At 34.1% G+C, this 14588-nt stretch carries 10 protein-coding genes and 1 tRNA gene; 5 read left to right on the forward strand and 6 right to left on the reverse strand.

Annotated features, from left to right (window positions below; translation table 11 throughout):
- Positions 1-21: 21 nt before the first annotated feature.
- Positions 22-543, reverse strand: a complete 522-nt coding sequence (locus ACYEKI_RS17845; RefSeq protein WP_459212573.1) for a 30S ribosomal protein S16 — start codon at positions 541-543, stop codon at positions 22-24.
- Positions 544-905: 362 nt separating this feature from the next.
- Here ACYEKI_RS17845 and ACYEKI_RS17850 point away from each other — a divergent pair, with 362 nt between their 5' ends.
- Both ACYEKI_RS17850 and dnaE read left to right on the forward strand, forming a co-directional pair.
- Positions 906-1685 carry a DUF6252 domain-containing protein gene (locus ACYEKI_RS17850; protein WP_459212574.1) on the forward strand — a complete coding sequence of 260 codons (780 nt, stop codon included), beginning with the start codon at positions 906-908 and terminating at the stop codon, positions 1683-1685.
- Positions 1686-1865: 180 nt separating this feature from the next.
- Positions 1866-6293, forward strand: a complete 4428-nt coding sequence (gene dnaE / locus ACYEKI_RS17855; RefSeq protein WP_459212575.1) for a DNA polymerase III subunit alpha — start codon at positions 1866-1868, stop codon at positions 6291-6293.
- A gap of 29 nt (positions 6294-6322) precedes the next feature.
- Here the strand turns inward: dnaE and ACYEKI_RS17860 are convergent, their stop codons facing one another.
- Positions 6323-6682, reverse strand: a complete 360-nt coding sequence (locus tag ACYEKI_RS17860) for a hypothetical protein (protein ID WP_459212576.1) — start codon at positions 6680-6682, stop codon at positions 6323-6325.
- A 185-nt stretch (positions 6683-6867) separates the two neighbouring features.
- Between ACYEKI_RS17860 and trxA the strand changes: the two genes are divergently transcribed.
- From trxA to ACYEKI_RS17875, 3 genes are all read left to right on the forward strand, one after another.
- The gene (gene trxA, locus ACYEKI_RS17865; RefSeq protein WP_459212577.1) at positions 6868-7185 is read left to right on the forward strand and encodes a thioredoxin; all 318 of its coding nucleotides are present in this window, start codon (positions 6868-6870) and stop codon (positions 7183-7185) included.
- A gap of 83 nt (positions 7186-7268) precedes the next feature.
- Positions 7269-8198, forward strand: a complete 930-nt coding sequence (locus tag ACYEKI_RS17870; RefSeq protein ID WP_459212578.1) for a DUF58 domain-containing protein — start codon at positions 7269-7271, stop codon at positions 8196-8198.
- Positions 8199-8273: 75 nt separating this feature from the next.
- Positions 8274-8347, forward strand: a tRNA-Asp gene (locus ACYEKI_RS17875).
- Between the two features lie 492 nt (positions 8348-8839).
- Here ACYEKI_RS17875 and ACYEKI_RS17880 read toward each other — a convergent pair.
- From ACYEKI_RS17880 to ACYEKI_RS17895, 4 genes are all read right to left on the reverse strand, one after another.
- Positions 8840-10084, reverse strand: a complete 1245-nt coding sequence (locus ACYEKI_RS17880) for an NAD(P)/FAD-dependent oxidoreductase (RefSeq protein WP_459212579.1) — start codon at positions 10082-10084, stop codon at positions 8840-8842.
- Between the two features lie 44 nt (positions 10085-10128).
- Entirely contained in the window at positions 10129-11139 is a 1011-nt protein-coding gene (locus ACYEKI_RS17885) for a 4-hydroxyproline epimerase (protein WP_459212580.1), read from the reverse strand.
- A complete protein-coding gene (locus tag ACYEKI_RS17890) occupies positions 11132-12874 on the reverse strand; it encodes a DUF885 domain-containing protein (RefSeq protein ID WP_459212581.1) in 1743 nt (580 codons plus the stop codon). Before ACYEKI_RS17890 ends, ACYEKI_RS17885 begins: the two co-directional genes overlap by 8 nt.
- Positions 12875-12941: 67 nt before the next feature.
- Positions 12942-14549 carry an aldehyde dehydrogenase (NADP(+)) gene (locus ACYEKI_RS17895; RefSeq protein ID WP_459212582.1) on the reverse strand — a complete coding sequence of 536 codons (1608 nt, stop codon included), beginning with the start codon at positions 14547-14549 and terminating at the stop codon, positions 12942-12944.
- Positions 14550-14588: the final 39 nt, after the last annotated feature.

Raw genomic sequence — 14588 nt, forward strand, 5'->3', positions numbered from 1 at the left:
ATCGCAGTATTTTAAAATTAATTAAGCTTCTGCCTCGTCAGTTGTTTCTTCTGTAGCTGCTTCTCCAGCTGCCTCAGCTTCAGCTGCTGCTTTAGCGTCTGCCGCTGCTGCTGCACGCTTTTCGTTAACTTCTTTTTCAGCGGCTAACGTAGCTGCTTTTTGATCTGCTTTAGCTTGAGCTAAACCATCTTTCTTAGCAGTAATCTTTCCTTCTTTTTCTTCTAACCAAGCTTGGAATTTTGCTTCCGCTTGCTCTTCAGTTAAAGCTCCTTTTCTTACTCCACCAGCTAAGTGGTTTTTAAGCATAACACCTTTGTAAGATAAAATGTTTCTAGCAGTGTCAGTAGGTTGCGCTCCATTTTGTAACCACTTCACAGATGCATCAACGTTTAAGTCGATTGTCGCTGGATTAGTGTTTGGATTGTACGTTCCTAACTTTTCAAGAAATTTACCATCTCTTTTTGCTCTAGCATCAGCTGCTACTACCCAGTAAAAAGGCTTTCCTTTTTTACCGTGTCTCTGTAATCTAATTTTAACAGGCATAAAAATTAATGTTTAAGGGTTCGCGACCCTAGATTATAATTAAGGGTGCAAAGATACGCTATTTTTCTATATATCAAGGATAATCACTATCTATTTTTAAAACATCTTAAACCTTGGTTTTTTACATGTTTTAAAACCTCACATCACACTACTAAAAATCATCAAAAAACATCAAAAAAACGTATTTCAACCTGCCAAAAACGCCTTTCATCGATGTTTTTTTTACATTTTTACCGTAAAAAATTTGTGGTTACTATAGTTTTTTTTACTTTTACTTCCGTTTTCATAACCCCCTGAATTTAAGAACAAAACCCCAAATCTTAATGTTATCAATTAACCGACTATTTTTTGTATTTCTCTTAATGCTCACATTTACCTCATGTGTGACAGATACAGAAATTAACACTCCGGCACTGCAAGCAGCAAAAAATGATGCTTTATTTAAAACAGACTTACATAAAGCAATACTTAATACTGATGGATCTTTAACAATTACAGGATCCTCTCTTTCTGAAGCTATTAATATCACTATTGAATCTAATGCATCAGGAAGTTATAACCTAGGTTCATCTGTAACCAACATTGCTACTTTTTTAGATAATTCACAAAACTTCTATACTACAGGTACTAATGGTGAAGGAGTTATTGAAGTAACAGATATTAGTGATAATACTATTTCTGGAAACTTTAGATTTCGTGCTTTAAAAAATGGTAGTGAAGATCCTATAAACTTTCAAAAAGGATGGTTTTATAGACTACCAATAGAAAATGCTTCTGAGCCTGATAATAATAGACCTTGCGAACTAAGTTCTATTACAGCAATGATTGATTCTCACAGTTTAACTACAGATACCAATATTGCTCAAAATTTAGGTAACTTTTTATTAGTTAAAGGTACTACACCCGAAGAAGAGATTACAATTTTTTTCCCTATCAACATAGAAACTGGAGATTATCCACTTTCTACTAGCGGGAACTATAGTGCAACTTATGAAGTTAATAATGATAGAGCCTCTGCTGTATCTGGAACTTTAAGTATCACTTATCACGATAAAGAGAATCGATGTATTACAGGCGATTTTAATTACGTTACAACAACTAGTGTTAATGTTAAAAATGGACACTTTGAAATAGGATATTAGTCACTTTTCCCCAATATTTTCTATACCCCATAAGGCACTCATATATTTTATAATGAGTGCTTTATTTTTTATCACCATTATTCACCTTAATCTTTTCTCTTGATAGCTCTGTTATTCTTCATATCTTTAGAGGCTATTTAGAGCTAAAGGAAAAATTACACTGCTAAAGTATCGAGAACTATGTATTTAATATTTGATACCGAAACTACGGGATTACCGCGAGATTTCAACGCTCCCATTACGGATACAGACAACTGGCCAAGATGTATACAAATTGCTTGGCAATTACACGATGAAATGGGTAACTGTATTGAGCATCAAGATTATCTCGTTCAACCCGATGGCTTTAATATTCCTTATGATGCAGAAAAAATTCACGGTATTTCTACTGAACTTGCCGCACAAGACGGAATTACGCTCGAAAGCACTTTAGAAAAGTTTAATATTGCACTTTCTAAAGCTAAATTTATAGTAGGTCAAAATGTTGGTTTTGACGTAAAAGTTATGGGTTGTGAGTTTCATCGTTTAGGTGTTTCTAACGATTTACAAGAACTTCCAGTACTTGACACCTGTACAGAAATTACTGCTCAATTATGTCAAATTCCTGGAGGACGTGGAGGAAAATTTAAATTACCAACACTTACTGAGTTACATCAGCATTTATTTGGTACTGGATTTGGCGAAGCCCATAATGCAACTGCCGATGTTGAAGCAACTACACGTTGTTTTTTAGAATTAGTTCGTAAACAACAATATACCATAGAGCAACTTGATGTTGCTCCAGATTATTTTGAGCGCTTTAATGAAGCTAATCCTATGCCTATTCAGGTTATTGGATTAAAACATATTAACCTCAAACAAGCTTCTGATGAGATTAGAAAACGTCTTTCTAAAGATGAAGGCGAAACCACTACCATCTCTGAAGAAGTTCTTGAACAACTTAAAACAGCAGAGTTTGCTCATTTACACAATCATTCACAGTTCTCAGTATTACAATCTACGATAAGCATAAAAGACCTTGTTAAAGCTGCCATAAAGCACAACATGCCTGCTGTAGCACTAACCGATCACGCTAACATGATGGGAGCATTCCATTTTGTTAACGAAATATCTGGACATAATAAAGGTGTAAAAAGTAGAAACGAAGAACTCCTTGATCGATATAATCGAACTCAAGAAGGCACATTACAAGAAGGTGAAGAGCCTATAGAAGCATATCCTTCTTTAGAAAAAGAAATTAAGCCTATTATTGGTTGTGAATTCTTTGTTTGTGATGATCATAAAGATAAATCCAGAAAAAATAATGGTTATCAGGTTGTTCTAATTGCCAAAAACAAAAACGGATATCACAACTTAGCAAAAATGTCATCTATTGGTTTTGTTAATGGTTTCTATTATGTACCTCGTATTGATAAAGAGGTAATCAAACAATATAAAGAAGATATTCTTGTACTTACAGGAAATTTATATGGTGAAGTACCTAGTAAAGTATTAAATATTGGTGAAAAACAAGCCGAAGAAGCTTTACTGTGGTGGAAAGAAGAATTTGGCGATGACTTGTATATCGAACTTATGCGTCATGGTCAAGAAGATGAAGATCGCGTTAATCAAGTTTTAATCAGTTTTGCTCAAAAACACAATGTAAAACTTATTGCCTCTAATAATACTTATTATTGTGATCAAAAAGATGCCAATGCGCACGACATTCTTTTATGTGTAAAGGATGGAGAAAAACAAGCTACGCCTATTGGTCGTGGTCGTGGTTATCGTTTTGGACTTCCTAATCAAGAATATTATTTTAAGTCTGGAGACGAAATGAAGGAGATTTTCAAAAATCTTCCTGAAGCTATCATAAATATTCAAGAAATTATAGATAAGATAGAACCTTTTATCTTAGCTAGAGATGTATTACTTCCCGCATTCGATATTCCAGAAGAATTCCAAGATGAACGAGATAAAGATGATGGTGGTAAACGAGGAGAGAATAACTTCTTAAGACACCTAACTTATGAGGGAGCAAAAATTCGTTATGACGAAATTACCCCTGAAATTGATGAGCGTCTTGATTTCGAACTTAAAGTAATCGAAAAAACAGGATATCCAGGATACTTCCTTATTGTAGAGGATTTTATAAGAGCTGCTAGAGATATGGGAGTTTCTGTAGGTCCTGGTCGTGGTTCTGCAGCAGGGTCTGCCGTTGCATATTGCTTGTGGATTACCAACCTTGATCCTATTAAATACGATTTACTTTTTGAGCGTTTTCTTAATCCTGATCGTGTAAGTATGCCCGATATTGATATCGACTTTGATGATGAAGGTCGTGGTCGTGTAATGGATTATGTAATCGATAAATATGGTGCAAATCAGGTAGCTCAAATTATTACCTATGGTACTATGGCTGCAAAATCTTCTATTAGAGATACAGCCCGTGTACTGGATTTACCATTAGGTGATGCCGATAGAATCGCTAAGCTGATTCCTAATATGTCTAAGCTTGGAAAGATTTTTGGTGTTGATGAAGCTACGCTTAGAAAAAAGTTTAGAAGTGAAGAAATCGAAAAGATTAATGAACTTTTAGCTATAGCAGAAGGTACTGATCTCGAAGCTGAAACACTAAACCAAGCTCGAATTCTTGAAGGATCTGTACGTAACACTGGAATTCATGCCTGTGGAGTTATTATTACTCCAGATGATATCACCAAGTTCGTTCCTGTTGCCTTAGCCAAGGATTCTGATATGTACTGTACACAATTTGATAACTCTGTTGTGGAAAGTGCTGGATTACTAAAAATGGATTTCTTGGGGTTAAAAACATTAACCTTAATTAAGGACACCGTTAAAATCGTTAAAGCTGTTCATGGAGTTGAATTAGATCCAGAAAATTTCCCACTTGATGATGTTAAGACATACGAACTTTTCCAACGTGGTGAAACGGTAGGAGTTTTCCAATATGAATCTCCTGGGATGCAGAAATACATGAAGGAATTAAAGCCTACTGTGTTTGCCGATCTTATTGCAATGAACGCATTATATCGTCCTGGGCCACTAGAATATATACCTAGTTTTATTGATCGTAAACACGGAAACGAAGAAATCATATACGATCTTGAAGCCTGTGAAGAATACTTACAAGAAACTTATGGTATTACGGTATATCAAGAGCAAGTAATGCTTTTATCTCAAAAGTTAGCCGATTTTACAAAAGGTGAGGCCGATGTACTTCGTAAAGCAATGGGTAAAAAGCAAAAGGCCGTACTTGATAAAATGAAGCCTAAGTTTATTTCTCAAGCTTCTGCCAAAGGACATGCCGAAGATCGTCTTGAAAAAATATGGAAAGACTGGGAAGCATTTGCAGCCTATGCCTTCAATAAATCACACTCTACTTGTTATGCTTGGGTAGCCTATCAAACAGCTTATTTAAAAGCGCATTATCCAGCAGAATACATGGCTTCGGTATTATCAAACAACATGAATGATATCAAGCAAATTACATTCTTTATGGAAGAATGTAAACGTATGAAGCTTGAAGTATTAGGTCCTGATGTTAATGAATCTTTCCGTAAATTCTCTGTAAACAAAGATGGGGCGATTCGTTTTGGTATGGGAGCTATTAAAGGTGTAGGTACAGGTGCCGTAGCGACTATTGTTGAAAACAGAAAAGATGGTCATTATAAATCCATCTTTGATTTAGCAAAGCGTATCGATTTAAGAGCTGCCAATAAAAAAGCCTTTGAAAGTTTAGCCTTGGCTGGTGGATTTGATTCTTTTAGTGATACACATCGTGGACAATATTTTCACTCAGATAACGATAGCGTAACTTTTCTTGAAAAAGCAGTAAAATACGGAGCCAAATTTCAAGAAAACGAAAACTCTTCTCAAGTAAGTCTATTTGGAGAAAGTAGCGATGTTCAAATCCCTGAACCTATAATTCCTCCTTGCGAAGAATGGGGTACTATGGAAAAATTAGCTCGTGAAAAAGAAGTTGTAGGAATCTATTTATCTGGACATCCTCTTGATGATTTTAAATATGAATTAAAGTATTTCTGTAATGCTACTTTGGCTCATTTTGCAGACATGCATAACAATGTAAATCGCGAACTCGCTTTTGGTGGTGTGATTTCTAATGTAGAGCATCGTACCTCAAAAAATGGTAAAGGATGGGCTACTTTTATTATAGAAGATTACAATACCGCTCATGAATTTAGAATTTTTGGTGAAGAATATTTAAAACATCGTCCGTTCTTAGTAAACAACACTTTTGTTTATGCAAAAGCATACATTAAAGAAGGTTGGACCAATAAAGATACTGGTAAAAAAGGTGATCCTAGAATACAGTTTAACAGTTTCCAGTTACTTCATGATGTTTTAGAAACTTATGCAAAAAAACTAACCATACAATTAGATATTAACGAGTTAAACGATCCTAGAATTGAGTTTTTAAAACAAACATTATCTACGCACGACGGAAGTCATATTCTCAATTTTGTAGTATATGAAATGAAAGAAAAACTTAAGTTACATATGCCTAGTAGAACACAAAAAATCGGTATCTCGGCAGATTTACTAAAAGCATTAGAAGAAGAATCTATCTATTATAAACTTAATTAATGTATGATTAAGAGGTTGAATATTGGTTATTAATCAAAAAAAGTTAATGCCCAATCTTCGGCCTCTGCTACATTTGTAAAAAACGCAAAAGAATTATTCCATAAAGATTGTTCTTGCATTGCTCGCTCAATTTCTTTTGCTTCACTAGAAACTACAGCTATCCCTTTCATATTCTTCATGGTTTTATTCTTATAAATCGAAAGGTCAATTTTATGATTATTTCTACGATCTGTAATCAGGATAAAGTCTCTATCCTTATAATAATCATACAGATGTTTCCTTATTTCCATAACCACGTCCATAGATATTCTTGTCCCACTATGCATCATTAAGATCGCATGTGTTTTCTTTAAAGTCAATTCACAAAACTTTAAATGAAGCGTGGTCATCTAGTTGGCTTAATAAGGTTTAATTGTCAAATATAGGCATTTCTATTTGCATCTATAATACTTATTAATCCCTTTATAATCAAAACTAATCGATCTTTTGTAAGCTTTAGAAGAAATATTGACTAATTTTGTACATTATAGAACTTTAAAAACAGAATTCATTAAAAATAAAACTTGAATATAATATGGCACTAGAAATAACAGATGCGACTTTTGAAGAAACAGTACTTAAAAGTGATAAGCCTGTATTAGTAGATTTTTGGGCTGCATGGTGTGGTCCTTGTAGAATGGTAGGTCCTATCATTGAGCAAATAAGCGATGAGTATGATGGTAAAGCTATCGTAGGAAAAGTTGATGTTGATGCTAATCAAGAATTTGCTGCAAAGTATGGAGTACGTAATATCCCTACTGTTTTAGTTTTCCAAAACGGAGAAGTAGTAGGTCGCCAAGTAGGTGTTGCACCTAAAAACGTTTATACTGAAGCTATTGATTCTCTTTTATAATCAATTTGCATAATTTTATATATTAAAGGTTTGGCTATACGTCAAACCTTTTTTATTTTTCAAGTTCAACTAATCTTTTTATTATGAATTTTCAGAAAGAAATACAACACACAAACGGTTTTACTAATATAGAATTACTAGCTAATCAAGTTGTTGAAGGTTTCATTTCTGGAATGCACAAGAGTCCATTTCATGGGTTTTCTGCTGAGTTTGCAGAACATAAGGTATATAATAATGGAGAAAGTACTAAACACATAGATTGGAAGCTGTATGCCAAAACAGATAAGCTATATACCAAACGCTATGAAGAAGAAACTAATTTGAGATGTCATATCGTTATCGACAATTCTTCTTCTATGCATTATCCTATACGCAAAGAGCATCATATAAACTCTTTAAACAAGATTAGTTTTTCTGCGCTAGCCACAGCATGTATCATGAATATCCTTAAAAAACAACGTGATGCCGTAGGTCTTAGTATTTATAGTGATCATTATGAGTTTTATGCCCCAGAAAAAGGTAGCGAACGTCATCATCAAATGCTATTGCATAAACTTAATGATGTGATAACAACTCCTTCTTCTCAAAAACAAACAGATACCTATACATTTTTACATCAAATCGCCGAAAATATCCATCGCAGATCGCTTATTTTTGTTTTTACAGATATGTTTCAAGCTAGTACTCACCAAGAACAATTATTTGAAGCATTGCAACACCTCAAATACAACAAACATCAAGTTGTTTTATTTCATACCTATCAAGAAGATACAGAAGTAGCTTTTGACTTTGAAAATCAGCCTACACAATTTACAGATATAGAGACTGGAGATTCTATCAATGTATATGCTGATAATATTAAAGAAAATTATCAAAAAGCAGTAAAACAATATTTTTATGATTTAAAAATGAAATGCTCTCAATATAAAATAAAATACGTTCCTTCCGATATCACTCAGGATTTCAACACTATACTAACGACTTTTATGATTGAAAGTCAAAAGATGAAATAATTTTTATAAAAAAAATCAAAAAAACTCTTGCATAAACAAAAAAGGGTTGTATATTTGCCCTCGCAATAAAGCAATGGTCTGGTAGTTCAGCTGGTTAGAATACATGCCTGTCACGCATGGGGTCGCGGGTTCGAGTCCCGTCCAGACCGCAAAATCCAAAAAAGCTTCAATTTTCTTGAAGTTTTTTTTTGCGAATTAAAGAAGTTGTGTTGTCTCATAACAGAAGTGTTATGAGTGGTTTAGTAGTAAACCAATGAGAAGCTTTTCCATATCTGGAGAGGCTTTTTGCTTTTATAAACTTTTCTAATTGTTTTTTATAAGTGAAGAGTGATTAGTAACAAGGAATAAGTTGGATTGAATTAAAAATGCAAAACGCTAAATCTAAAATTTAAAAGGATTCTTTACATAAATTATATAACCGTAGCCTGTAGAAGGCTATTTTTCAAACTATTTAAGGTTTTTATATTTAATATCCGACATTCTTTTATCGGTTTATCGAAAGTATAGCATAAAATTAATTAGTCTTGTAGTAAATCAATAATTGTTAATTTACATTCACTATTCATAAATATAATTCATTCACAATAGTTGTGATTGCCCCATAAAGACCGAAGTTATCTTCAGTCTTTATTTATTTTATTTTAAAATCTTCTATCTGGATGGTATGCAGATATATCTAGTGTTGTCTTTCTTCCAGAAATAACCTCAGCAATTAATTTACCTGTTGCAGGTCCTAAACTCCATCCCATCATAGCATGCCCTGAAGCAATGCATAGATTTCTATACTTTGACGTTCTTCCTATATAGGGTAATCCATCTGGCGAAACTGGTCTCAAACCACAAGCAGCTCCCGATTTTTCAGATTCTTTAACCTCTAAACCTTTGTAATATGCAGATGCTGCATTAGCTATAGCTTCTACACGTACAGGATTGATCTCATGATTAATTCCTCCGATCTCCATAGTTCCTGCAAATCGCGTAAATCCATTCATAGGTGTTACCGCTACTTTTGCTTCTAATAAAATTGCTGGAATTGAAATTCCTGTTGGTCGTTCAACATTGATACGATATCCTTTCCCTGCTTGTGTAGGTATTTTAATTCCCAAACTCTTAGTTAATGTTGGACTCCACGAACCTGCTGCCACTATAAATTCGTCTGCGGTTAATCTGCGTTTATCTGTTTTTACCGTTGCAATCTTCTCATCTTGACTCCAGATATCCAACACTTTTTCATTTGTATAAAAAGTTACTCCTTGTTCCTTTAAAAAAGAATATAGTGCCTTCATATATTGTCCCGGTGTCATATGTGCATCGGTATCATAAAAAACAGCTCCTTTAATATCCAAATTAGCCTCTGGTTCTAATAGATCAACTTCTTCTTTGGTAAGATTAGCTACTCCCAACCCTAAAGCTTTACCTCTTTGTCCTACTTCCCACTCTTCTTCTCCCGCTTCATCGGTTTTATAGCACATCAACAATCCTTTTCTTTCAAACTGAAACTCAAAGTCTCCAGAGTTTTTAATTTCTTGATATAATTCCCTACTTAGAATATTAATGTCTTTAATCAAAGGTATTGATCGTTCTACTTTTTGACGTGTCGAGCTTTTTTTAAAGGCCCAAGACCATTGTAAAAAGTCTGAATCTAATCTAGGTTTCACATAAAACGGACTAGAGGCATCAAACATCCATTTGATTCCTTTAGAAATCATTCCTGGTGCAGCTAATGGTATTATATGACTAGGTGTAATATATCCTGCATTTACAAAAGATGCTCCTGACGTTATATCCGACTGATCGATTACTGTCACTTGATGACCTTCTTTTATCAAATAATACGCTGTAGATAATCCTATAATACCTCCACCTATGATGACACAACTTTTCATGTCTTTAGCTTTTTATTTTCTTAATTTTTATTCTTTTCTTATTTCTAGATTACCTGAAATCCATGTGCATATGGATCATCTTGATCATCTATAATAATATTGTTATATCCATAAACTTTTGCCCATCCTTGTATACTAGGTACTATTGCTTTTTTACCGTCTAATGTAGTTTCTTCTTCTATACGTCCTGTAAACTTAGATCCGATAAAACTTTCATGGATATATTCGTCTCCCGGTTTTAATGTGCCTTTTGCATATAATTGTGCCATACGCGCAGAAGTACCAGTACCACATGGTGAACGATCAATTGCTTTATCGCCATAGAATACAGCATTTCTACCAGAAGATGTTGGATCTAATGGATCTCCAGTCCATAACATATGACTTACATCTCTTATAGTGTCATTTTCTGGATGGATAAACATATTTGGATACTTTTCGTTGATACGTTCTCTCACTACTTGCGAGTATTGTATAAGTTTACTTGCCGTAAAATTATGCATCCCACTAAAATTTTCTTGAGGATCAACAATAGCATAATAGTTTCCGCCATAAGCTACGTCAAAAGTTATCTCTCCCAGTTCTGGACATTCTACAGTTAATCCTTCTGCTGCCAAATAAGATTTTACATTAGTAAGCTTTACCCATTCTACTTTTTTTCCATCCTGCTTATATGATATATCTACTAAGCCTGCTGGTGCTTCCATTCTTATTTTACCAGGTGTTTTAGGTGTTATCAACCCTTCTTCTATAGCTATTGTTATAGTTCCTATAGTACCATGACCACACATAGGTAAACATCCTGATGTTTCTATAAACAAAATCCCAAAGTCATTAGCCTCATCATGAGGAGGATATAAGATGCTTCCGCTCATCATATCATGCCCTCTAGGTTCAAACATCAATCCTTTGCGAATCCAATCATATTCTTTAAGAAAATGTTGTCGCTTTTCACTCATATTTTCTCCTTCTAAGTTTGGACCTCCTCCTGCTACAACTCTAACAGGATTTCCACATGTATGCGCATCTACACAAAAAAAAGTCTTTCTACTCATGCTTATTTTTTTCGATATATTCTTTTATTCTTTCTTCAAGTATTGGTAAGGTTACTGTTCCTTGTTCTAAGATTACTTCATGAAAAGCTCTGATATCAAACTTTTCTTTCAATTCTTTTTCGGCTTCTTTTCTTAGCTCTCTTATTTTTATTTCTCCTATTTTATAGGATAATGCTTGTCCTGGCCATGAGATGTATCGATCTACTTCTGTATTGATATTATGAAGTGATAATGCCGAGTTAGATGCCATAAAAGAAACTGCTTGTTCTCTTGTCCATCCTTGTGTATGTATTCCTGTATCTACTACTAATCTACAAGCTCTCCACATCTCGTATGTCAATTTACCAAATCGCTCATATGGTGTACTGTAAATTCCCATCTCATCTGCTAAAAACTCACAATACAATCCCCATCCTTCTCCATATGCAGAGAGGTATGTATTTTTTCTAAAATTAGGTATACTATCTCCTAACTCTTTATTTAAACTCCCTTGCAAGTGATGCCCTGGAACAGCTTCATGAACTGTAAGTGCTGGTAAAACATATAATGGTCTACTTTTAAGATTATAAGTATTCACCCAGTAATATCCTGGATCTGTACTGTTTTTATCTGTTCCTATATAGCGTCCTGTAGTATATTTTGGTGCTATAGCATCAGGTACAGGTGCTACTCCATATGGTTTACGCGATAATGTGATAAAATATCTAGGTAATTGTTCGTCTACTTTTTTGGCTATATTTCTTGCTTCTTTCAGCAAATCTTCTGCTGTTTCTGCATAAAACTGATCATCTGTACGTAAAAAAGTTAAAAATTCTTCAAAGGTTCCTTTAAACTCAACTTCTTCTATAATTTGCTTCATTTCTTTACGAATACGAGCTACTTCTTCTTGACCTATTTGATAAATGGTCTTTGCATCTAAATCTAAAGTGGTATAATACTTTATACGACTTTTATAATACGCATCTCCATTAGGTGTTTGCGATACCCCTATAACTTTTCTTGTATTAGGTAAATACTCTGTTTCAAAGAACTGTTTGATTTTTTTAAATTCAGGAATTACATTTTTTTGAATTGCGTTTTTTGCTGCTTCAATTACCGAGTCTTTTTGAACTGTAGTTAGTGTTTCTGGTAGTTTTTTGAATGGCGAATAGTAGTAATTTTCTTCTACAGTTGCTGTGATATGTGTATCATATGTTGATTCATATCCTTTAAATATGATTTGCGGTTGGGTAATTCCTTCTTCTAATCCTTTTCTTAATAATACTAAATGCTGTGATACGTATGCTGGAATTGCATTAAGTGTATTTAAATACTTCTTAACCTGTGCATAATTGGTTAATGGTCTTACTTGATATGTTAAGCTATTATGGAATCCCGAATCTGATAATAACGGATTTAAATACGCTTTAAATTCATGGTGTTTTATTACTTCTTCTAGTCTAAAGGCTAGTAAAGTTGCTGAAATATATTCTGTCTCGGATAAGTTTTCTTTTGAAATCTCTTTTAATTCTTTTAATAGCTCTTTGGCGAAAGCTGTTTCACTAGCATAGTATTCTTCTGTAAAAAGTCCTAAAGGATATTTCTCTTTATCATATCCTTCATGTTTCTCATATTTTTCTATAATTCGCTGAAGAACAAGAGAAGATGAATTTTCCGTTTTTTTATCATTGTTATCTTTACAATTTACAAATACGGTAATAAAAATTAGTATTAATAGTGGTTTTATAAAATTCATCTTCTCTTTATTTATAAGTTTATTGCTTATAAATATACTTTTATATTATTATACTAGGAATAGTTTATTAGCTTAAGCTAGTAACTGCTTCCTGAATTTCTTGTTGTGTATATTGATTATCTACTAATCTTAAAATACCCAATGGATTTTCATTCTTTAATTCGTCTGGCAATAGGTTATTAGGCCAGTTTTGAAAACTAAATGGTCTTGCAAAACGTTTAATAGAATTTACTCCTACTGCAGTAAACCTACTATCTGTAGATGCTGGATATGGTCCTCCATGTTGCATAGAAGGACATACTTCTACTCCTGTAGGCACACCATTAAAGATGATACGTCCTACTCTATTTTGTAATGCACTTACTATTTGCGGGTGTTGCTCGATCTCTTTATCCTCTGCTATTATAGTTCCTGTTAATTGCCCTTCTATCTTAGCTACTATTTGCTCTAATTGTCCAGTATTTTCACATTGTACAATCATAGAATATGGACCAAATACTTCGTGATGAAGCGTAGGATTACTTAAAAAAGTATCTCCAGATACAGTGGTTACTGTTTGTCTACCATAATTTGAAGCTACCTCTTGTTGATAATCTGCCTTAACCTCTACACCTTCTTGAGCAAGCATGCGTTCTTTATTCTCCTGGAAATTGCGTGCTATATTAGGATGTAACATACAATTAGGATCTATTTTTACAATTTCTTCAGATAATTGATTTGTGAAATTATCCAATGCTTCTCCTTTAACTCCTAAAATCAATCCAGGATTAGTACAGAATTGTCCTGCTCCTAATGTTATTGATCCTGCATATGTTTTTGCTAAAGATTCACTTCTTTCTGCTGCTGCTTTAGGTAAAATAACAACTGGATTAATACTTCCCATTTCTGCAAAAACAGGTATAGGTTCTTCTCTTTGTGCTGCTAAATCATATAAGGCTCTTCCTCCTTTTATACTTCCTGTAAATCCAACTGCTTTTACATTTTGATCTTTAACCAAAGCTGCTCCTACTTCTATTCCGCTACTATTAAGGTTAGAGAATACTCCATTAGGCATTCCTGTACGTTCTGCAGCACGTATTACTGCTCCAGCCACAAGTTCTCCTGTACCCGCATGCATTGGGTGTGATTTTACTATTACAGGACATCCTGATGCTAGTGCTGCTGCAGTATCTCCTCCTGCTGTAGAGAATGCTAATGGGAAATTACTTGCTCCAAAAACCACTACTGGCCCTAACGGAACTAGCATTTTACGTAAATCTACTTTAGGTAATGGAGTACGTTCTGGTTGTGCGGTATCTATCGTTGCTTCTACCCAGGTACCATTAGCTATATGATCTGCAAATGCTCTTAATTGCCCTACAGTACGCCCTCTTTCTCCTTGTGCTCTTCCTTCTGGCAGTCCAGATTCAGATGTGTATACATCTATTAATGTTTGGTCTAGCGCTAAAATCTCATCTGCTATAGCGTTTAAAAACTCAGCTTTTTTAGCTCCAGAAATTTGCTTATATGTTTGATATGCTTCTGTAGCTAATTGAGTAGCCTGCTGTATTTCTTCTTGAGAAGCTTCAACAAATTGTTGTGCGTTCTCTTTATTTTCTTTTGGATTAAACGTAGTAAACGTTTTGTCTCCTTTGGCTGATAGGGTATTTCCTATTTGGTTTTTTCCTGTAATCATTTTATATTTTTTTTAATCTTACGATGATTTTCAGTTATC

This window comes from Aquimarina rhabdastrellae (assembly GCA_947387485.1).
Taxonomy (GTDB): Bacteria; Bacteroidota; Bacteroidia; order Flavobacteriales; family Flavobacteriaceae; genus Aquimarina.